Origin of the sequence: Pseudomonas sp. Kh14 (genome assembly GCF_900291005.1) — a bacterium.
Lineage (GTDB): Bacteria > Pseudomonadota > Gammaproteobacteria > Pseudomonadales > Pseudomonadaceae > Aquipseudomonas > Aquipseudomonas alloputida.
In genome coordinates this window covers 1-20,008 of record NZ_OLKJ01000033.1, presented here as the reverse complement: position 1 = coordinate 20,008, position 20,008 = coordinate 1, and the positions used below count along the sequence as shown (strand labels likewise).

Sequence of the window (20,008 nt, the reverse complement as noted above, 5' to 3'; positions counted from 1 at the left end):
CTACTGCGGCGTCCCGAACAACCCTGTCCAGTAGATCCCTGCATCGCTCTTGGGGTCTATCGCATAGGCAGCGCCCAGTTCACGGAAGTCCGGATTCATCAGCGTGGCGCAGTGCCCTGGGCTGTCCAGCCAGCCGTTGACGACCTTTTGCGCGGTGTCACGCCCGGCGGTGATATTCTCGCCGATCTGTTGGTACAGGTACCCGGCCAGTTCCGCCCGGTCACCGGGTGTGCGGCCATCTTTATCGATGTGGTCGAAGAAGTTCTGGTTGGCCATGGCCCGAGTGTGGTTGGCGGCGACCCCGGCCAGCACTGTGCTCCAGCTCAGTGGCGGGGCGGCGGCAAACGGCTGGCCGCCGCATTGCCGTGGCACCTTGCGCGCGGCGTTGACCTCCTGCAGAACCTTCTGCCCCTCGGCCTGCCAGTCGCCCAGGCGGCCGCTGAGCAGCGGCCGTGCCAGCACGATACGCCAGTCGCGGCCCTCCTGGCTGACGCCGATATCGACGAATTGCGGATCGAGCACCACTTGGCAGAAGCTTTCCTCGATGGCATGCATGGCGGCGCGTGCATCGCGTGGCCCTGACAGGCTGATGGCCTGGACGCTGACCATGGGGTAGGCGGCGCGGGTCATGGCCTGTTGCAGGTCGCGGGTGCCCTCTGGCGACAGCGCAAGGCGTGTGTCGCTGTTGAGCGGCGGCAGTTCCAACGACGCCTCGCCACCGCAGGGCTGGGCCTTGCTGCGATAGACATTGATCGAATCGATCAACTGCGCCTCTTCGCCGGTGGCTGCCAGCGCCCCGGTCGAAACGACCAGGCCCAGTGACAAGGCGACAACGGATGTCAGGACGCGCATGTGGATCTCCCTATGACTGGCAGCGTCGTGGTGTGCGCTGCTCATCCTACACAAGCCCGGGGCTTTTGGCCCGAGGTCGTGCAAAGCAATGAAAACGCCGGCAATCGTTACTGGCGGCAAAAGAGGGAGTAGACCCCTGGCCAGTGGAAAAGTGCGGTCAGTTGCCAGTCATTCGCATCGAGCCAGCGTTGTCAGCCGTTTGCGCGTCAATGGGCCAACGCCTGGTTCGGCTTGTAGAAGAGGAAGTGGGTGGTCTGCGCCGTCTTGCGATAAGCCTTGGCCCAGTCGGGGTGCACCGTGCGGTCGTGGAAGTACAACGCGCCGCCGGTGGGGTCTTTCAACTGCTGGTTCAGTGCCTTGCGTGCGATCTCTTTGGCAACGTCATAGCGTTGCGGTTCCTCGACCTGGTCCGGGCGCCCGTCACACCACCATGAGAACTGACATGACTTGGTCTCCACACCCTGTTTGACTACCGCGCAGATAGTGTCGGGAAAGCCATCGTGGCCCAGGCGGTTGAGCACCACACTGGCCACTGCGGTCATGTCTTTGGCGTCGGCGCCCTTGGCTTCCCAGTAGATGGTACGTGCCAGGCAGGTGATGCTGTCATCCAGCGGCGCCTGGCCAGCCGGGTCCACTGCCTGCGTTTCGCCTGGGGTAAGTTTCTCTGCCTTCCTGGGGGGCGGCGCATCTTCAACGACCTTTTCTTCAAGCACTTCGGCCTTGTCCTCGGCAACGGCGGCTTTGGCCGGGTCAGCGGCGTACAGGGGGCCTGCGAGCAGGGCCGAGGTCAAGCCGATCAGCATCAAGTGAAGGCGCATGGGCACATTACCAGGCGGTGGGCAGAATTTCAGTCTAGCCAAGCGTAAGCATTAATACCAAAGGCAGGGTGGCGGCCGCAGCCACGGTCTGCAGGGCGATGAGGGTAGCCATCAGTGGCGCATTGCCGCCCATTTGCCGGGCCATGACATAAGACGACGAAGCGGTTGGCAGCGCCTGGAACAACACCGCCACCACCGCTGCCTGGCCACTCAGGCCGAACAGCCGGCAAACGCCCCAGGTGGTCAGTGGCATGACCAGAAACTTGAACGCCGATGCTGCCATCAGCGGCCGCACCTGCTGGCCGAGGCTGGCGCCCCCCAGGGCAGCGCCGACACACAGCAGGCCCAGCGGCAGCGCGGCCTGGCCCAAGGCCTTGACCGTGGCGTCGATACCGGCCGGCAAGCCCAGCCCCGTGGCCCGTAGCATCAGCCCCCCTGCGCAGCCGATGATCAACGGGTTGGCGAAGATTGCCCGAAGCACTGTGGCTGGCGAACTGTGACGGGCGCTGAAGCGGGCAAACACCAGCACGCAGAGCAGGTTGACCAAGGGCACGATGGCAGCGTTGGCCACCGCCGCCAGGGCAATTCCGGCGCTGCCGTAGATGCCCGCAGCCAGGGTGGCACCGATGTAGTTGTTGAAGCGGATTCCGCCCTGAAACACCGAAGTGAAGTCGGCGCCATCATGGTTCGCCGCGCCCTGATACAGCACCAGCAACACGGCACCGGCCAGGGTCGAGAGCATCAGTGCGCCGGCCATGCCCAGCACCGGTATGCCATCGAGGTTGGCGGTGGCCAGGCCATGAAGGAACAGCGACGGCAGCAGGACGTAGTAGCTCAGGCGCTCGGCACCAGGCCAGAAGCTTTCGGCAAGAAAACCGCGAAGGCGCAGGAAGGTACCCAGGGCAATCAGCAGGATGATGGGGAGCAGGGTGGTCAGCAGCAAGTGCAGCATGGTCAGCATTCCGTGGTCGGGTACGTGCACAGACTACGGGGGCGGATCAATCTGTAAAAACGTTGTTTTCTTCAGTGACCGTTGAGGAAAAATGCATGTTGGTGGGTGCAGATCGCGCTTTGGAGCAGCCTGGCTTCAGGCTTCCAGGGCGGTCTTCAACACCGCACTCAAATGCCGCCGCTGGCTTTTTTCATGCTCCAGCAACACCACTCGCCGGGTCAGCTGCGGCTCGCCAAACGGCAGGCAGGTGGCGGGTGGCAAGCGTTGCAGGTCGTCATCCGCCATGGGAATGACCGCCACGCCCAGGCCCATCACCGCCATGCGCGCCAGGGCTTCCTGGCTGTCCAGTTCCATCAGTTCGCTCACCTGCACCTGCTGGCGGCGTAGCTCCTGCTCGATCTGCCGGCCGGCCCAGGCACGCTTGTCGAAGCGCAGGAATGGCTGGCTGGCCAGCAACTGCGGCACGCTATACCCGGCCAGCTCAGGGCTGGCAATGGCCCAGAAACGGTCCTCGAACAGCGGTGTAAAGTCCAGGTTCTGCGGGTAAGGGCTGACCGGTTCGGTGGTGATCGCTGCATCGAGCTCACCGTCTTCCACGCGCCGCGCCAGCTCCGCCGACATGCCCGAGGCCACGCTGATGTGTAGCTGCGGGTGATGGGCCTTGATCCACACCAGCGCCTTGGGCAAACGCCGCGCCAGCACCGTGTGGATCGCCCCCAGGCGCAAGCGGCCGCGCAGGCTTGGGCCGCTGGCCAGGGCATCGGCCAGTTCGTCATAGGCAGCCAGAAGGCTTTCGGCGCGGGCCACCGCCAACTGGCCAGCTTCGGTCAGCACCACCTGCCTGCGGCTACGGTCGAACAAGGCCACCTTCAGTTCGTCTTCGAGGGTTTTGATGTGCAGGCTGACCGCTGAGGGGGTGAGGCTGAGCAGGTCGGCGGCGCGGGCAAAGGTGCCGTGGCGGGCGATGGTCACCAAGGTGCGCAGGGCTTTCAGGGACATGCGGTTGAGGTCCGGTTCTCAGCTGACAGAGGCATATTGTCAGGCCCGGCCCTCTCGCAGCACAAGGCTGCTACCAGGCCTTGCCGATACGGCTCAGCGACTGCTACGCCCATAGGCCTGGCTGATCCGGTCGATCACCATGGCCAGGGCGACAATTGCCAGCCCGGCCTCCATCCCTTGACCAACATTCAAGGTCTGGATCCCCGCCAACACATCCTCACCCAACCCACGGGCGCCGATCATCGAGGCCACGACCACCATCGACAAGGCCATCATGACCGACTGGTTGAGCCCGGCCATGATACTCGGCAGCGCCAGGGGCAGGGCGATTCGCCGCAACCGCTGCCAGCGGCTGGCGCCAAGGCCGTGTGCGGCCTGCAACAACGAGGGGTCGATCTGGCTCAGGCCCAGTTCGGTCAACCGCACCAGTGGCGGCAGGGCGTAGATCAGCGTGGCGAACACGGCAGGCACCTTGCCCAGGCCAAACAGCATCAGTACCGGAATCAGGTAAACGAACGCAGGTAGCGTCTGCATCACATCGAGGACCGGCAACAGCAACCGCCTGGCCAGTGGCCGGGCGGCCAGCAGGATGCCCAGCGGTACACCCACCAGTACGCACAAACCGGTACTGACCAGCACCAGGGCCAGGGTCTGCAGCAGCTTGTCCCAGAGCCCAAGCATACCGATCAAGGCCAGCAGCGCGACCAGCACGGCGCTGCGCAGCAGGCTGCGGCTGGCGTGCCAGGCCAGCAGACCCACCAGCAACAACAACAGCCACCAAGGCAACAGGCGCAACAGGTTCTCCAGGCCGACCAGCAGTTGCAGCAACTGGTCAGAAAAACTGCGCAGGTGGTCACCGTAGTTCAACACCAACCAGTCGACCAGGCGGTTGATGCTGTCGGCAAAGGAAAACTGCAGGGGCTGCGGGAAACCGCTGCTCACAGGGTGGCCTCGACCTTGGCGGCGATGTCCGCCGGCAGCCAGGCTTTCCACACCTCGCGGTTATCGCGCAGGAAGGTGAGGGCGGCTTCGCGCGGGGGCGTGCGTTTTTCGCTCATGACGGCCAGGGCCTTGTTCAGGCGATCGATGGGCAGGTCGACCTGCTCGAACACGCTGACCAGGTCTGGGTAGTTTTCACGAAAGGCTTTGGACACGCCAATCGACAACTTTGCCGGCAGCGATCGGCTGCCTTTCGGGTTGGGGTTGGCAGGGTCGGTGAGGGTGGCCCAGGCCTGGGCATCGAACGGTGGTTCTTCCAGCCGGATGAGCTTGTAGCGCCCCATCAGCGGGGTCGGGTTCCAGTAGTAGAACAGCACGGGTTTGCCGCGCCGGATTGCCGAGCCGATCTCGGCATCCATCGCGGCGCCGGAGCCACTGCGGAAGTTGCTGTAGAGGCCATCCAGGCCATAGGCCTTGAGCTTTTGGCTGTTGACGGTTTCAGACGTCCAGCCACTTGGGCTGTTGAGAAAACGGCCTTTACCGGGCGATTCGGGGTCGGAAAATACCTGCGGGTAACGCTTGAGGTCCTCGACACTGTGCAGCTCAGGCGCCACGGGCTTCAGGTTGCGTGCGGCATCGCCCTCGATCACATAGGCCGGTACCCACCAACCTTCCTCTGCATTTTTGACCGTATCGCCCAGTGCGAATACCTGGCCGGCCTGTTCGGCCTTGACCCAGGCAGGGCTGCGCCCGGCCCATTCCTCGGCGATCACTTGCAGGTCATTGCGCGCCAGGGCCACCTCCATGCTGACCGTGCTGCCAGGCAGGGTGTCGGTGCTGTAGCCGTAGCCGCGCTCCACGATCAGGCGCAGGATCTCGGTGGTGAGGGCGCCGCTTTCCCAGCCGATGGCACCAAAATGGATAGGCGCAGGCTGTTCTGCCGATGCGGCGCTGTCCGTGCTGGCCAGGCCCACCGTCAACAGCAGCCCGGCCAGGAGCGCTGGAAATCTCTTCATGTAAACCTCGTCGTTCGCCACGCCTTGGCGGTGGGGCAAGTGTAGACGACGAGGTTTTGTCAGTTTCAGGGCCACTGGCGTGGCCCCGTTCGCTTCAGACGCGGAACTGGTCCATCAGCGCTTGCTGCTGGTTGGCCAGGCTGTTCAGCGACTGGCTGACCCGCGCCGACTCGTTGGCCTGGCCAGACAGGGATTCAGTGACATCACGAATGGTCGCCACGTTGCTGTTGATTTCCTCGGCTACCGCGCTTTGCTCCTCGGCGGCAGAGGCGATCTGCAGGTTCATGTCGGTGATCACCGTCACCGCCTGGCCAATGCGCTGCAATGCCGTGACGGCTTGGCCGACCTGCTCCACGCCACCTTGGGCCTGGCGATGGCTGTGGTCCATGGCGCCGACCACTTCGCGGGTGCCGTTCTGCAGGGCTTCGATGACCTGACGGGTTTCTTCCACCGACTCCTGGGTGCGCTGGGCCAGGTTGCGCACCTCATCGGCGACCACGGCAAAGCCACGGCCGGCCTCTCCGGCGCGGGCAGCTTCGATGGCAGCGTTGAGCGCCAGCAGGTTGGTCTGTTCGGCGATCGAGCGGATCACTTCCAGTACCGAGCCGATCTTCTCGCTGTTCTGCGCCAGGCCTTCTATTTCGGCCATGGTGTCGCTCATGTTGGCGGCCAGGGCTCCGATGCTGCTGGTGGTGCGGTCGATTACCGCCAAGCCCTCTCGGGTGGCCTGGTCGGCATCGCGCGCCGCCTGCGCAGCCTGGGCGGCGCTGCGGGCAACGTCCTGGGCGGTGGCGCTCATTTCATGCGAGGCGGTGGCCACCTGGTCGACCTGGCGGTACTGCTGCTCCATGCCGGCGCTGGTTTCAGTGGCAATCGCCGAGGACTGGTCGGCCGTGCCTCGGGCGGCCTGCACCGAGCGTTTGACCTCGGCGATGGTTGGCTGCAACTTGTCGAGGAAGCGGTTGAACCAGCCGGCCAGTTCGCCCAGTTCGTCCTGCTTCTGGTAGGTCAGGCGACGGGTCAGGTCACCTTCGCCGCTGGCAATGTCCTTGAGCATGGCGGCCACGCCGAGGATTGGCCGGGTAACGCCGCGGGCCATCAGCCATACCAGCAGCAGGCCGGCAATGGCGGCGGCCAGGCCCAGGCTCAGCTCCAACAAGGTGCCGCTGGTATTGAGCGCGTCAAGTTCCTGCTTCAGGGTTTCGGCCGGCCCGGTCAGGGCGTTTTCCGGCACATCCAGCAACACGCCCCAGGGCTGGGCGTCCGGGATTGGCCGGAATGCCGCCAGCACCTTCAAGCGCTGCCGATCGTGGAGGATGGTCAGCTTGCCATCGGCCAGCTTGCGCACCAGCTCGGCGCCTTTGCTCGGGTCGACCTGGTCGAAGCGCTGTGCCAGCTTGCTGGCATCGGCGCTGTAGCCGGCCAATAGGCCGACCGGGGTAAGAATGCCGACCGTGGTGCGGCCTTCGTAGAGGCTGCGGCTGGCCTCCTGGCTCAGCGCCTGCAGGCTATTGAGGTTGATGTCGATGGACAGGGTGGCAATGATCTTGCCGTTGACCGCCAGCGGGAACACGATGCTGGTCATCAGCACCTGCTGGCCATCGATGTCGTAGAAGTACGGCTCCACCACACACACCTTGCCGGATGTGCGTGGGCATACCCACCAGGTGTTGGCCGGCTGGCCGCTGGGGCCGATCTCGGTGTTGGCCATGTCATGTTCGGGCAGGGCCATCGAGGTCAACTGGCCAGCGCGTGGCTGAGACCAGTACAGGGCAAAGCGCCCGGTTTCATTGCTGCCCAATTCTGGCTTGCCGGCAAACAGGCTGTCCTTGTTGTCCAAGGCATTGGGCTCGAACACCAGTGACAGGCCGAGCAGGTCGGGGTTGGCTTGCAGTGCAGCGCGCACCTGGCGGGTCATGTCCTCGCGCAGGTCGAAGGCATCGAGAAAGCGCTTTTCGGCCTGCTCGCGCAGGAACAGCACTTGGCGGGCGAAGCCGGCGCCGTACTGGTAGGCATCCATGAACTGGCGGCGAATGTTCAGCGCTTGCACTTCACCTTGTGACTCGATACGCGACTGCGCCGACTCAGTCAGCATCTGCATGCTGCTGGCCTTGACCAGGTCCGAACTGTGATCCATGCGGTACAGCGACAGGCCGACGAGCAAGGTGACGATAGCGGCCAGACAGAGACCGGCGAGCAGGGTGATCTTCCACTGGATGGAAAGTTGTCGCAAAGGCATGAGGGCGGATCCCTTTTTTGGCAGTAAGGGTTATGGCTTTATCTGCGGTGGGGGCGGGAGATGCCAAAGCGCTCCGGCCAGGCACCTCGCTGCCTCCCACAATATCGGCCCCAGCCGTTTTTTCTTTATTCAAACATTCAATTTAAATTTGACCGCCACTAACGCGCCGCATCAAGGCGCTTTTGACATCTGCCGCCTACTGCTTCAGAGTTCGCGCTTTTTTCTGTCGTAATGAGGTAAGCCAACCATGAATGCAGTGATCGCCGCGGTCGGCATCATGCTGATACTCAGCCTGTCCCGCGTGCACGTGGTCATCGCCCTGATCATCGGCGCCCTGGCCGGTGGGCTGGTGGGCGGCCTGGGCATCGAAGGCACGCTCAAGGCCTTCAACGGTGGCCTCGGCGGTGGTGCCACGGTGGCTTTGTCCTATGCACTGCTGGGTGCCTTTGCCGTGGCAATCGCCAAGTCTGGCCTGGCCCATGCGCTGGCCGACCGCGCCCTGGGCATGATCGACCGGCAGGATGACGCCAAGGGCGGCAAGCTCAAATGGCTGATGATCGGCCTGATGCTGGCGGTGGCCGTGTCGTCCCAGAACATCCTGCCCATCCACATTGCCTTCATCCCGCTGCTGGTACCCCCTCTTTTGTACGTGCTGACGCGCCTGCGTATCGACCGCCGGCTGATCGCCTGTGTGATCACCTTTGGCCTGATCACCCCGTACATGTTCCTGCCGGTGGGCTTCGGCAACATCTTCCTCAACGAGATCCTGCTGGCCAATGTTGCCCGCGCGGGTGTCGATGTGAGCGGCGTCAACGTCACCCATGCCATGGCCATCCCGGCTGCCGGCATGCTCGTCGGCCTGCTGGTGGCGGTGTTCATCAGCTACCGCAAGAAACGTGACTATGACCTGGCGCGCATCCAGCAGGTGGAGCAGGTGAGCGTGCGGTACAACCCGTTGACCTTGCTGGTGGCCGGGCTGGCGATCGCTGCAGCCTTCATCGTCCAGCTGTTGCTGGACTCGATGATCATCGGTGCCATGGTCGGTTTCCTGATCTTCTCGCTGTCGGGCATCGTCAAATGGAAAGAGACCGACGATCTGTTCACCGAAGGCATGAAGATGATGGCCATGATCGGCTTCATCATGATTACCGCGTCCGGTTTTGCCGAGGTGATGAAGGCCACCGGTGAGGTGAAGAGCCTGGTGGAAACCTCGGCGCAGTGGATCGACCACAGCAAGGGCGTCGGTGCCCTGCTGATGCTGCTGGTAGGCCTTTTGGTGACCATGGGGATCGGCTCGTCGTTCTCCACCGTGCCGATCCTGGCCGCGATCTTCGTGCCGCTGTGCGTGCAACTGGGCTTCGACCCGTTGGCCACGGTGTGCATCATCGGTACTGCCGGTGCGTTGGGCGATGCAGGTTCGCCGGCCTCGGACTCGACCCTGGGCCCGACCTCGGGCCTGAACGTGGATGGCCAGCACCACCACATCTGGGACACTGTGGTGCCGACCTTCATCCATTACAACCTGCCGCTGCTGGCGTTCGGTTGGTTGGCGGCGATGACCTTGTAAGGCGGGGGCGGGCGTCAGCCCTTGTCGGGCGGCGGCGAGATGCGATTGAGCACGGTGCTGCCGTCCTTGCTGCGGGTTAGGTAGACCGGCAGGACTTTGGGCAGGTTGTTGACCAGGCGCCCCACTTCACGGGTGTTGTAGATGCCGCTGATGCGAATGCGGCCGGTGCTGGCATCGGCCAGTAGCAGCGGGGCGTCGAGATAGCGGTTTATCACTGGCAGCGCCTGTTCCAGGCTCAGGTTGTCGAGCACCAGCTTGCCGCTGCGCCATGCCAGGGTGTTGCCATAGTCGTCGCTTTGCTCCAGCTGCGGCTCGAAGTCGCCCTTGTGGTAGCTGGCCTGCATGCCAGGGCCAAGGCGATAGCCACCGGCACTGCCGTCGCTGGACACCAGCACTGAACCTTCCAACAGGGTGACCTTCACCTGGTCCTGGTACTTCCACACGTTGAACTGGGTGCCGGTGACCCGGGTCTGGCCACTGCCGGCACGCACGATGAACGGGTGGCTGCTGTCGTGTCGCACCTTGAAGAACGCCTCGCCGCGCTTGAGCGTGACCTGGCGCTGGTCCTTGTAGTTGAGGAAGGTGAGTTCGGTGTGGAGGTTGAGCTGTACCGTGCTGCCGTCGCTGAGCTCCACGGTCTGCATGCGGTCACCGGCTTCGAAGTGCTGGTAGTGGTTGGGCAACCAGCCCTGTTCCCACCCCATCCACCCGGCCAGCGGCAGCACTGCCAGGGCGATTGCCGCAGCAGACGCCAGCGGCCGCCAGTTGCGAGGGCGGGCGGTGTGTCTGGCGGGTGGGTTGAAGTCGATGACGGTGGCGCTAGGCGGCAGCAGGTCGGCTGTTTGCCAGATTTCCAGCATCGCCCGATATTCTTCGGCATGCCGCGGGTCGGCCGCCAACCAGTCAGCGAATGTTTCACGCTCGGCCTGCGTGCAATCGTCGGCGTGCAGGCGCATGCACCAATGCGCTGCGGCTTCGGTGATGGCATCGTCTGGGTTGGGATTGAGGCGGTCGTGGTTCATTGCGGCTCCGGGTTTTGCGCATTCTACCCTTGCGGGAGGGCTCCCGAGAACCAATGTAATGGCGAATGACTATCAGTAGTGCCGGTTTTTCGTCGGATTAGCCACGGTTTTTCAGTGTTTGAGAACCCTTCGCGGGCGAACGACGATGCCTGCAATCGCTTCCGGGGCAGGCTGGTGCTGCGAAGAGGTCAGTGTTTGCAGGTACCGGCCTCTTCGCAGCACACGGCTGCCCTTGCAACAAGCGCGTCGGCGACACACCGGTCAGAACTGTGCGGCCTCTAGCCCATAAAGGCTGCCACTACCGGCCCGAATGCTCGCCTCCAGCCCCAACCCCCGCGGCAAGACCCGCTGGAAATAGAACGCCGCACAGGCAAGCTTCGCACCATGAAACGCCTCGTCCTCATCACGTTTGGCCAACGCCACTGCCGCCATCCGCGCCCACATGTACGCATAGGCCGTCAGCCCGAACAACTGCAGGTACTCAACGGCTACCGCGCTGACCAGGTTGGCATCCTCGCCAGCCTGCGACCGCAGCCAGCTGCTGGTGGCCTCGAGCCGCGCCAAGCTCGCCTGCAGGGCCTCGCGGTGCAAGGGCGCATCCACACTGAAGGCTCGCACTTCGCTGGCAAAGCTGGCCAACGCCTGACCACCGTCGGCCAGCACCTTGCGTCCCAGCAGATCAAGGGCCTGGATGCCGTTGGTGCCTTCATAGATTTGCGCAATGCGCACGTCGCGCACCCGTTGCTCCTGGCCCCATTCGCGGATGTAGCCATGACCGCCATACACCTGCTGGCCAAGCACGCAGCTTTCCAGACCGTTGTCGGTGAAGAATGCCTTGGCCACCGGTGTCAGCAGTGCCACCAGGCGCTGGGCATGCTCGCGCTCGCCAGCGTCCTCGGCATAGCGTGCCACGTCCAGTTGCTGGCCAACGTAGACGGCGAACGCCCGACCTGCTTCGGTGAGGGTGCGCATGGTCAGCAGCATGCGCCGGACATCACCATGGTGGATGATCGGGTCGGCCACCTTGTCGTGTGCCTGCGGGCCAGTCGCCGCGCGGCTCTGCAGGCGCTCGTTGGCATAGCGGGCGGCGCTCTGGTAGGAGGCTTCGGCACAACCGATGCCCTGTATGCCGATGGACAGGCGCTCGTAGTTCATCATGGTGAACATCGCTGCCAGGCCCTTGTTCGGCTCACCCACCAGGTAACCGATGGCACCGTCAAAGTTCATGACGCAGGTCGCCGAGGCCTTGATGCCCATCTTGTGCTCGATCGAGCCACAATGGACAGCATTGCGTGCGCCCAGGCGGCCATCGGCCTCGAGCAGGAATTTGGGGACCAGAAACAGCGATATGCCTTTGGCACCGGCGGGCGCATCCGGCAGCTTGGCCAGCACCAGGTGGACGATGTTCTCGGTCAGGTCCTGCTCGCCGCCGGTAATGAAAATCTTGCTGCCACTGATGCGCACGCTGCCATCGGCCTGAGGCTCGGCGCGGGTGCGGATCAGCCCCAGGTCAGTACCGGCATGGGGTTCGGTCAGGCACATGGTGCCGGCCCAGCGGCCTTCGTACAGCGGTGGCAGGTAAGTGGCCTTGAGCGCTTCGCTGGCGTGGGCATCGATCGCCAGGCAGCTGCCTGCGCTCAATGCCGAATACAGGCTGAAGCTGCAGTCAGCCGCGTAGAGCATCTCTTCGAACAGCACGCCGAGCATTTTTGGCATGCCCATGCCGCCGTATTCCGGGTTGCCGCCCAAGCCGACCCAACCACCTTCGCGGTAGGTGTTCCAGGCCTCGCGAAAGCCTTCGGGGGTGGTGACTTGGCCTGCGTCGAAGCACACACCTTGCTCGTCACCGTTGCGGCTGAGTGGGGCGATCAACTGGCCGGTGACTTTGGATGCTTCCTCGAGAATGGCGTCGGCAGTGTCGGCATCGATGCGTTCGGCCAGGGCGGGCAGTCGGGCCCACAGGCCCGAAGCGTTGAATACGTCATGCAGGACGAAGCGCATGTCGCGCAGCGGGGCGGAATAAATGGTCATCGGCAGCTCTTGCAATAGTGGGGGAGGGTTGGGCGTGCGCTGAACCTTCAGGCGCAGCCGTGTGCTGCGCCTGAAAGGGAGCGGCTACGGCATCAGAGGGCCTTGGCGCGGTCGCGCAGCACGTACTTCTGGATCTTGCCGGTCGAGGTCTTGGGCAACTCGCCGAACACCACGGTCTTCGGCACCTTGAACCCGGCCAGGTGCTCGCGGCACCAACTGGTGATGTCGGCTTCACGGGTGTCCTCCCGGCCTGGCTTTAAGGCAACGAAGGCGCACGGGGTTTCGCCCCATTTTTCATCCGGGCGTGCCACCACGGCGGCTTCCAGTACTGCCGGGTGTTTGTACAGGGCGTCTTCGACCTCAATGGTGGAGATGTTTTCGCCACCGGAAATGATGATGTCCTTGAGCCGGTCCTTGATCTCGATATAGCCGTCGGCATGCCACACGGCCAGGTCGCCGGTGTGGAACCAGCCGCCACGGAAGGCTTCGGCGGTGGCTTCAGGGTTTTTCAGGTAGCCCTTCATCACCGTGTTGCCGCGCATGAAGATCTCGCCCAGGGTATCGCCGTCGCGAGGCACCGGCTGAAGGGTTTGCGGGTCGGCGACCATCAGGCCGTCGAGGGTCGGGTAGCGCACGCCTTGGCGAGACTTGATGCGTGCACGCTCTTCCAGCGAAAGCGCATCCCATTCGTCATGCCAGGCACACACGGTCACCGGGCCGTAGACCTCGGTCAGGCCATAGGTGTGGGTGACCTTGATGCCCATTTGCTCCACGGCGCCGATAACCTTGGCCGGTGGTGCGGCGCCGGCGACCATGGCCTGCACCGGGTGCTCGATGGCTGCCTTGGCCGCCTCGGGCATGTTGACCAGCGCGTTGAGCACGATCGGCGCACCGCACAGGTGGCTGACTTTGTGCTCGCGGATCAGGGTCAGGATCTTCTGCGGGTCGACCCGGCGCAGGAACACATGGGTGCCGGCCAGGGCGGTGATGGTCCAGGGGTAGCACCAGCCGTTGCAGTGGAACATCGGCAACGTCCACAGGTACACCGGGCGGTGGCCCATGGCCCAGGTCATCTGGTTACCCAGTGCGTTCAGGTAGGCGCCGCGGTGGTGGTAAACCACGCCCTTGGGGTTGCCGGTGGTGCCGGAGGTGTAGTTCAGCGAAATGGCCTGCCACTCGTCATCGGGCCATTCCCAGGCAAATTCCGGGTCGCCTTCGTTGAGCAGGGCCTCATAGTCCAGCTCGCTGACCGCGCGGCCTTCGCCGTACTCAGGGTCATCCACATCAACCACCAGCGGCGGGTGTTCAAGCAGTGCCAGAGCGCCTTCGATGACTGCATGGAACTCGCGGTCGGTGATCAGCACCTTGGCCTCGCCGTGCTGCAGCATGAAGGCGATGGCCTCGGCATCCAGGCGCACGTTCAGGGTATTGAGCACGGCACCGGTCATGGGTACGCCGAAGTGTGCCTCGAGCATGGTCGGGGTGTTGGGCAGCATCACTGCCACGGTGTCGCCACGGCCAATGCCACGACCGGCCAGGGCGCTGGCCAGGCGCCGACAGCGTTGGTAGGTTTCTTGCCAGTTGCGGCGGATGGCGCCGTGGATGACGGCCGGGTAGTTGCCGTACACGGCAGCAGTGCGTTCGATGAAGCTCAGCGGGGTGAGGGCGACATGGTTGACGGCAGCGGGCATCAGGCCCTGGGCATAGATCGACATGCGGTAATCCTGTAAGGGAGGCAGACGCAGCCTGTGCACCTGGCCCCCGATGGCTGATTGTTAGCTCTGTTCAGGGTGCAGGGGGCGGACGGTGGGCCGCCCCCTCTGTCGCAGTTTTACGCGAGTCGCTATGGTATTAGGAATATCGACTATAGCAATATAGTAAAACTACTATAAAAACAGGCCGCCTACCGTGGATGACACTGCTTACCCCTTGCTTGCCAAAGACCCGCAACCCAGTCTGTTGCTGGCCAGTGATGCAAGCCCGCTGGCACTCAACCCGGCATTGCAGGCCTGGGTCGCCGAAGGGCCCGAGCTGGCTCGCTGGCTGCCGGCCAATTGCGCTGCCCTGGTGCGTGCCTGTCTGCGTCAGCATCGGGCGATCAGCGATGTCGAAGTGCAGGTCGGCGAACGCATCGTGTTGTGGACGTTCATGCCGGACAACCAGGGCCAGCAGGTCCTGGGCCGCTGCCGCGATGCCAGTGAAGAGCGCCATGGCGCACGCGAAGCCAGCCGCGCCCGGCGCCTGTATCGGCTGATCATCGAAAACACCACCGACCTGATTTCCCGGCACAGCCCCGATGGCCGCTTTCTCGATGCCTCACCGGCAGCCTACCGCCTGCTCGGCCTGTGGCCCGAGCAGCTGCGTGGCCTGCCTGTACATACCCTGCTGCATCCGCGCGAGCGGCGTCAGGTACTGCGCCAGGCCGCTGCCGCGCTGGACCAGGACGGCTACCACACGATGACTTGCCGGGTACGCCAGGCGACAGGTGACTACCGCTGGTTCGAAATCGCCAGCCGGGCGATCCGCGAGACCTACACCGGCGCGGTGGTGGAGGTGGTCAGCGTGTCCCGCGACATCACCTTGCGCATCGAAGCGCAGGAAAGCCTGGCGCACAGTGCCCGCCTCGCTACCCTGGGCGAGCTGGCCTCGGGCATCGCCCACGAGATCAATCAGCCACTGGCTGCGGTGGTCAACTATGCCAACGCCAGTCAGCGTTACCTGCAGGGCCTGGAACGTGATCCCCAGGCGCGCGAGCGGGTTGGCCAGGGCCTGCAGCGTATCAGCGAACAGGCCACCCATGCCGCCGAAGTGATCCGCCGTCTGCGAGCCTTCCTGCGCAAGGGGCCGCGCCGCCTGCAGGCACTGGACGTGGCCGAGCTGGCCTGCGAAGCCATGCGCCTGTGCGCCTGGGAAGCCGCGCGGGACCAGGTGCAGGTGGAACTTCGCATGAGCGCTCAACTGCCATTGGTGTATGCCGACCGGGTGCTGCTGGAGCAGGTGCTGCTCAACCTGCTGCGCAATGCCATCGATGCCAATCGCGAGCAGCAGGGTGAGCGGCCGTCACGTATCCTGCTCTGCGCGGCGCGCGATGGCGATGGGGTGCTGGTCGAGGTAGCTGACCAGGGCCCGGGCGTGGCACCCGAGCGGCTGGATGAAATCTTCACGCCCTTTACCACCAGCAAGGCCGACGGCCTGGGCTTGGGCTTGAGCATGAGCCGCAGCCTGATCGAAGGCTTCGGTGGGAGCCTGTGGGCGCGGGCGGGTGACAACGGCGGTCTGGTACTGTGCTGCCGGCTGGCGGTCAGCAGGGAATAAGGGGAGGCAGTGTTGCAAGCAAAAGTGTATGTGGTCGATGACGACCAGGGTATGCGCGACTCTACGGTCTGGCTGCTGCAGTCGGTGGGCCTGCAAGCCTTGCCGTTCGCCAGCGGGCAGGCGTTTCTCGACGCCTGCGTCGATGATGGGCCCGCGTGTGTGCTGTTGGACGTGCGCATGCCGGGACTGGGCGGGTTGGCTGTGCAGCAGGCGATGCGCGAGCGTGGCCTGATGGTGCCGGTGATCTTCGTCAGCGGTCATGCCGATGTGCCGATCGTGGTGCGGGCGTTCAAGGCCGGCGCCTGCGACTTCATCGAAAAACCCTACAACGACCAGTTGCTGCTCGACAGCGTTCAGGCTGCGCTGGAGCACGCCGGGCTGGCGCGACAGGGCGATCAGGCACTGGCCTTGGTGCAGGCGCGCATCGACGGCCTGACGCCGCGTGAGCGAGACGTCTTCGTACCGTTGGCCCAAGGGTTGAACAACCGCGAGATTGCCGAGCTGTTGGGCATCAGCGTCAAGACCGTGGACCTGTACCGAGGCCGGGTGATGAAGCGGTTGCAGGCGGGCAGCCTCGCAGAGCTGGTGGGAATGGCGATTGCTTGCGGGGCGGTGGAGGCGTTGGGCCTGCGAGCACGTTAGCCGCCCTTACGCAGGCCCTGGCAGGGGCGGCATTGTGTGTCGCGATGGGCCGCAGGGCGCGCCTGCGGGGGCGGTGTGAACGGCAGAAAACACGAATATTTCATAGCTGCCTAATGAAGGCTTTGACATTAACTGCCTAAGCAGTAATATTTCTACACACTTAACTGAGCAGTCAACGATGGCCCATTTCTCCCCCGAAAACTTTCAGACCTGCGCCATCGGCATGTTGCTGGGCCGCGCAGCGATCCTCAAAGACCGCATTCTTGACTGGCACCTGGAGTCAGAGGGCGTCACCGCCGCACAGTTCAAAGTGCTGATCATCGTCACCCAGTACCAGGTGGATACCCCGGCCGAACTGTGCCGTTACCTGGGCCTGGACAGCGGTTCGATGACCCGCATGCTCGACCGCCTCGAGCAGAAGGAGCTGATCGTGCGCAACCGCTGCGCCGACGACCGTCGCCAGGTGCGCCTGGCACTCACCGCCGACGGTCAGCGCCTGGCCAACCGCCTGCCGGAAATCGGCGCCGCCGCCATGAACGAGTTGTGCGGCGTGCTGGCACCAGAGGAGCTCAAAACCCTGGAAGGCCTGCTGGCCAAGGTGCTGCTCGGTGCTGGCGACCCGTTGACGATCCGCCGCTTCGGCGACCGTTGAACCCTGTAACGAATTATCCAAGGTATTGTCATGGCCACTCCCACAGACACCCCGACTCCCTCCGTCGCGCCTGAGCCGTCGCGCAAGCGCAAGGCTTGGCTGCTTGGCCTGCTGTTGCTGCTGATCCTTGCCGGGGTCGGTACCTGGGCCTGGTACAGCATTGTCGGGCGTTGGCACGAAAGCACCGACGATGCCTACGTCAACGGCAACGTGGTGGAGATCACCCCGCTGGTCGCTGGCACCGTTACCAGCATCGGGGCCGATGACGGCGACCTGGTCCATGCCGGCCAGGTATTGCTGCAATTCGACCCGGCCGACAGCGAAGTGGCCTTGCAGTCCGCCGAAGCCAAGCTGGCACGCAGCGTGCGGCAGGTGCGGGGGCTGTACAGCAACGTCGACTCGCTGAAGGCTCAACTGGAAACGCGCCAAGCCGAACTGCGCAAGGCGCAGCAGGACTTCAACCGGCGCAAGGTGCTGGCTGACAGCGGTGCGATTGCCGCAGAAGAACTGTCCCATGCCCGCGACGACCTGAGCGTTGCCCAGGCCGCCGTCAACAGCGCGCGCCAACAGCTCAGCACCAGCAGCGCGCTGGTCGACGACACCGTGGTGTCCTCGCACCCCGATGTCATGGCTGCAGCTGCCGACCTGCGCCAGGCTTACCTCGACCACGCCCGCACCACGTTGGTCGCGCCGGTCACCGGCTACGTCGCCAAGCGTACCGTCCAGTTGGGCCAGCGCCTGCAGCCGGGCACCGCGACCATGGCGGTCATCCCGCTGGATCAGGTGTGGATCGATGCCAACTTCAAGGAAACCCAGCTGCGAGAGATGCGCATCGGCCAGCCGGTGGAAATCACCGCTGATGTGTATGGCGGCGAGGTCAAATACAGCGGAACGGTCGACAGCCTTGGCGCGGGCACCGGCAGCGCCTTTGCCTTGCTGCCAGCGCAGAACGCAACCGGTAACTGGATCAAGATTGTCCAGCGAGTACCCGTGCGCATCCACCTCAGCCCCGACCAGCTCAAGGACCACCCGCTACGTATCGGCCTGTCCACCGTGGTTGAAGTCGACCTGCATGACCAGAGCGGCCCGGCCCTGGCCCAGCAGCCACCGCAGAAGGCCAGCTACACCACCCAGGTGTATGACCACCAGTTGATCGAAGCCGACAACCTGATCGCCCGGCTGATTCACGAGAACAGCGCAACCGGCAAGACGGCGCTACGATGAGCAACAACGCCGCTGCCCAGTTCACGCCGCCGAGTTTGCTGCTGACCACCATCGGGCTGTCGCTCGCGACGTTCATGCAGGTGCTCGACACCACCATCGCCAACGTGGCCCTGCCGACCATTTCCGGCAACCTGGGGGTGAGCTACGAGCAAGGCACCTGGGTCATCACCTCGTTCGCGGTGAGCAACGCTATCGCCTTGCCGTTGACCGGCTGGCTGAGCCGGCGCTTTGGTGAAGTGAAACTGTTCATCTGGGCCACGCTGCTGTTCGTGCTGGCTTCGTTCCTGTGCGGTATCGCCCAGTCGATGCCCGAGCTGGTCGGCTTTCGTGTCTTGCAGGGCGTGGTCGCCGGGCCGCTTTACCCGATGACCCAGACCCTGCTGATTGCTGTCTACCCCCCGGCAAAACGGGGGATGGCACTGGCGCTGCTGGCGATGGTCACGGTGGTGGCACCGATTGCCGGGCCGATTCTTGGGGGCTGGATTACCGATAGCTACAGCTGGCCATGGATCTTCTTCATCAACGTGCCCATCGGCCTGTTCGCTGCTGCCGTGGTGCGCCAGCAGATGCGCACGCGCCCGGTGGTCACCAGCCGCCAGCCGATGGATTACATTGGCCTGCTGACCCTGATTATCGGCGTCGGTGCCTTGCAGGTAGTGCTGGACAAGGGTAACGACCTGGACTGGTTCGAGTCGTCGTTCATCATTGTCGGCAGCTTGATTTCGGTAGTGTTCCTGGCGGTGTTCGTGATCTGGGAGCTGACCGACCGGCACCCGGTGGTCAACTTGCGCCTGTTCGTGCACCGCAACTTCCGCATTGGCACCATTGTGCTGGTCGGGGGGTATGCCGGGTTCTTCGGTATCAACCTGATCCTGCCGCAGTGGTTGCAGACGCAGATGGGCTATACCGCGACTTGGGCAGGTCTGGCGGTGGCGCCGATCGGTTTGCTGCCGGTGATCATGTCGCCGTTCGTGGGCAAATATGCGCACCGGTTCGACTTGCGGGTGCTGGCTGGGTTGGCGTTTCTGGCGATCGGCACCAGTTGCTACATGCGTGCCGGTTTCACCAGCGAGGTGGACTTCCAGCACGTGGCCCTGGTGCAGTTGTTCATGGGGATTGGCGTGGCGTTGTTCTTCATGCCGACTTTGAGCATTCTGCTGTCTGACTTACCGCCGCACCAGATTGCCGACGGTTCGGGGCTGGCTACATTCCTGCGAACCTTGGGCGGGAGTTTTGCGGCTTCGTTGACCACCTGGATCTGGATTCGTCGGGCGGACCAGCACCATGCCTATCTGAGCGAGCACATCAGCCAGTTCGACCCGACGACGCGGCATACCCTTGAGCAGTTGGGCGGGGCCAGCCCGCAGAGTTATGCGCAGCTGGAGCAGATACTCAATGGGCAGGCTTACATGATGTCCACGGTGGATTACTTCACCTTGATGAGCTGGGTGTTTGCCGGGTTGATTCTGCTGGTGTGGTTCGCCAAGCCGCCCTTTACCGCCAAGGCGGGGCCGGCATCGGCAGGGCATTAAGTGCTCTCGCTCTCGCTCTCGCTCTCGCTCTCGCTCTCGCTCTCGCTTCGGCTTTTGATTTTGCTTCTAAGCGCGCGATAGCACAGGCGCCGCTGATTGCGACTTCAGGAGGCCGAGCGTAGGGCTTGCGAAGGGAGGTGACGGGCATGGATGCCCGTCAAGCGCTGAGGCCCCATGGATGGGGCCTGCAGCGCGTACTCCCGGGAGC

The 20,008-nt window shown here is 63.9% G+C and carries 16 protein-coding genes; 6 read left to right on the top strand and 10 right to left on the bottom strand.

The features are described from left to right. From FQ668_RS16845 to FQ668_RS16815, 7 genes are all read right to left on the bottom strand, one after another. Complete coding sequence (locus FQ668_RS16845; RefSeq protein WP_010954417.1) at positions 1 to 852, bottom strand: CAP domain-containing protein; 852 nt, start codon at positions 850 to 852, stop codon at positions 1 to 3. A gap of 206 nt (positions 853 to 1,058) precedes the next feature. Next, positions 1,059 to 1,670, bottom strand: a complete 612-nt coding sequence (locus tag FQ668_RS16840; protein ID WP_019437079.1) for a cell wall hydrolase — start codon at positions 1,668 to 1,670, stop codon at positions 1,059 to 1,061. Between the two features lie 34 nt (positions 1,671 to 1,704). Next, a complete protein-coding gene (locus FQ668_RS16835) occupies positions 1,705 to 2,622 on the bottom strand; it encodes an AEC family transporter (RefSeq protein ID WP_019437078.1) in 918 nt (305 codons plus the stop codon). A gap of 135 nt (positions 2,623 to 2,757) precedes the next feature. Further along, the gene (locus FQ668_RS16830; protein ID WP_004575302.1) at positions 2,758 to 3,621 is read right to left on the bottom strand and encodes a LysR family transcriptional regulator; all 864 of its coding nucleotides are present in this window, start codon (positions 3,619 to 3,621) and stop codon (positions 2,758 to 2,760) included. 93 nt (positions 3,622 to 3,714) lie between these two features. Beyond that, positions 3,715 to 4,563 carry a proline/glycine betaine ABC transporter permease gene (locus tag FQ668_RS16825; RefSeq protein WP_014590718.1) on the bottom strand — a complete coding sequence of 283 codons (849 nt, stop codon included), beginning with the start codon at positions 4,561 to 4,563 and terminating at the stop codon, positions 3,715 to 3,717. Beyond that, positions 4,560 to 5,576, bottom strand: a complete 1,017-nt coding sequence (locus FQ668_RS16820) for an ABC transporter substrate-binding protein (RefSeq protein WP_019437077.1) — start codon at positions 5,574 to 5,576, stop codon at positions 4,560 to 4,562. Before FQ668_RS16820 ends, FQ668_RS16825 begins: the two co-directional genes overlap by 4 nt. 94 nt (positions 5,577 to 5,670) lie before the next feature. Beyond that, positions 5,671 to 7,815, bottom strand: coding sequence for a methyl-accepting chemotaxis protein (locus FQ668_RS16815; RefSeq protein ID WP_019437076.1), 2,145 nt, complete (start codon positions 7,813 to 7,815; stop codon positions 5,671 to 5,673). A 247-nt stretch (positions 7,816 to 8,062) separates the two neighbouring features. On the opposite strand from FQ668_RS16815, the gene FQ668_RS16805 reads away from it, so the two are divergent. Next, positions 8,063 to 9,382 (top strand): Na+/H+ antiporter family protein, encoded by a 1,320-nt coding sequence (locus tag FQ668_RS16805; protein ID WP_019437075.1) that lies wholly within the window; start codon positions 8,063 to 8,065, stop codon positions 9,380 to 9,382. Between the two features lie 14 nt (positions 9,383 to 9,396). Here FQ668_RS16805 and FQ668_RS16800 read toward each other — a convergent pair whose 3' ends face one another. From FQ668_RS16800 to FQ668_RS16790, 3 genes are all read right to left on the bottom strand, one after another. Beyond that, a complete protein-coding gene (locus FQ668_RS16800; RefSeq protein ID WP_019437074.1) occupies positions 9,397 to 10,404 on the bottom strand; it encodes a FecR family protein in 1,008 nt (335 codons plus the stop codon). Positions 10,405 to 10,665: 261 nt separating this feature from the next. Further along, the gene (locus tag FQ668_RS16795; protein ID WP_014590723.1) at positions 10,666 to 12,435 is read right to left on the bottom strand and encodes an acyl-CoA dehydrogenase C-terminal domain-containing protein; all 1,770 of its coding nucleotides are present in this window, start codon (positions 12,433 to 12,435) and stop codon (positions 10,666 to 10,668) included. 92 nt (positions 12,436 to 12,527) lie between these two features. Beyond that, entirely contained in the window at positions 12,528 to 14,150 is a 1,623-nt protein-coding gene (locus tag FQ668_RS16790; RefSeq protein WP_019437073.1) for an acyl-CoA synthetase, read from the bottom strand. Positions 14,151 to 14,343: 193 nt separating this feature from the next. On the opposite strand from FQ668_RS16790, the gene FQ668_RS16785 reads away from it, so the two are divergent. The 5 genes from FQ668_RS16785 to FQ668_RS16765 all read left to right on the top strand — a co-directional run bounded on the left by FQ668_RS16785 (position 14,344) and on the right by FQ668_RS16765 (position 19,800). Then, positions 14,344 to 15,750: a sensor histidine kinase gene (locus tag FQ668_RS16785; RefSeq protein ID WP_019437072.1), complete on the top strand. Its 1,407-nt coding sequence runs from the start codon at positions 14,344 to 14,346 to the stop codon at positions 15,748 to 15,750. Between the two features lie 9 nt (positions 15,751 to 15,759). After that, entirely contained in the window at positions 15,760 to 16,392 is a 633-nt protein-coding gene (locus FQ668_RS16780) for a response regulator transcription factor (protein WP_019437071.1), read from the top strand. Between the two features lie 178 nt (positions 16,393 to 16,570). Beyond that, positions 16,571 to 17,044: a MarR family winged helix-turn-helix transcriptional regulator gene (locus FQ668_RS16775; RefSeq protein WP_003247811.1), complete on the top strand. Its 474-nt coding sequence runs from the start codon at positions 16,571 to 16,573 to the stop codon at positions 17,042 to 17,044. Between the two features lie 30 nt (positions 17,045 to 17,074). Continuing rightward, positions 17,075 to 18,268 carry an HlyD family secretion protein gene (locus FQ668_RS16770; protein WP_019437070.1) on the top strand — a complete coding sequence of 398 codons (1,194 nt, stop codon included), beginning with the start codon at positions 17,075 to 17,077 and terminating at the stop codon, positions 18,266 to 18,268. Continuing rightward, positions 18,265 to 19,800, top strand: a complete 1,536-nt coding sequence (locus FQ668_RS16765; protein ID WP_004575310.1) for a DHA2 family efflux MFS transporter permease subunit — start codon at positions 18,265 to 18,267, stop codon at positions 19,798 to 19,800. The genes FQ668_RS16770 and FQ668_RS16765 overlap by 4 nt, the downstream gene beginning before the upstream one ends. Positions 19,801 to 20,008: the final 208 nt, after the last annotated feature.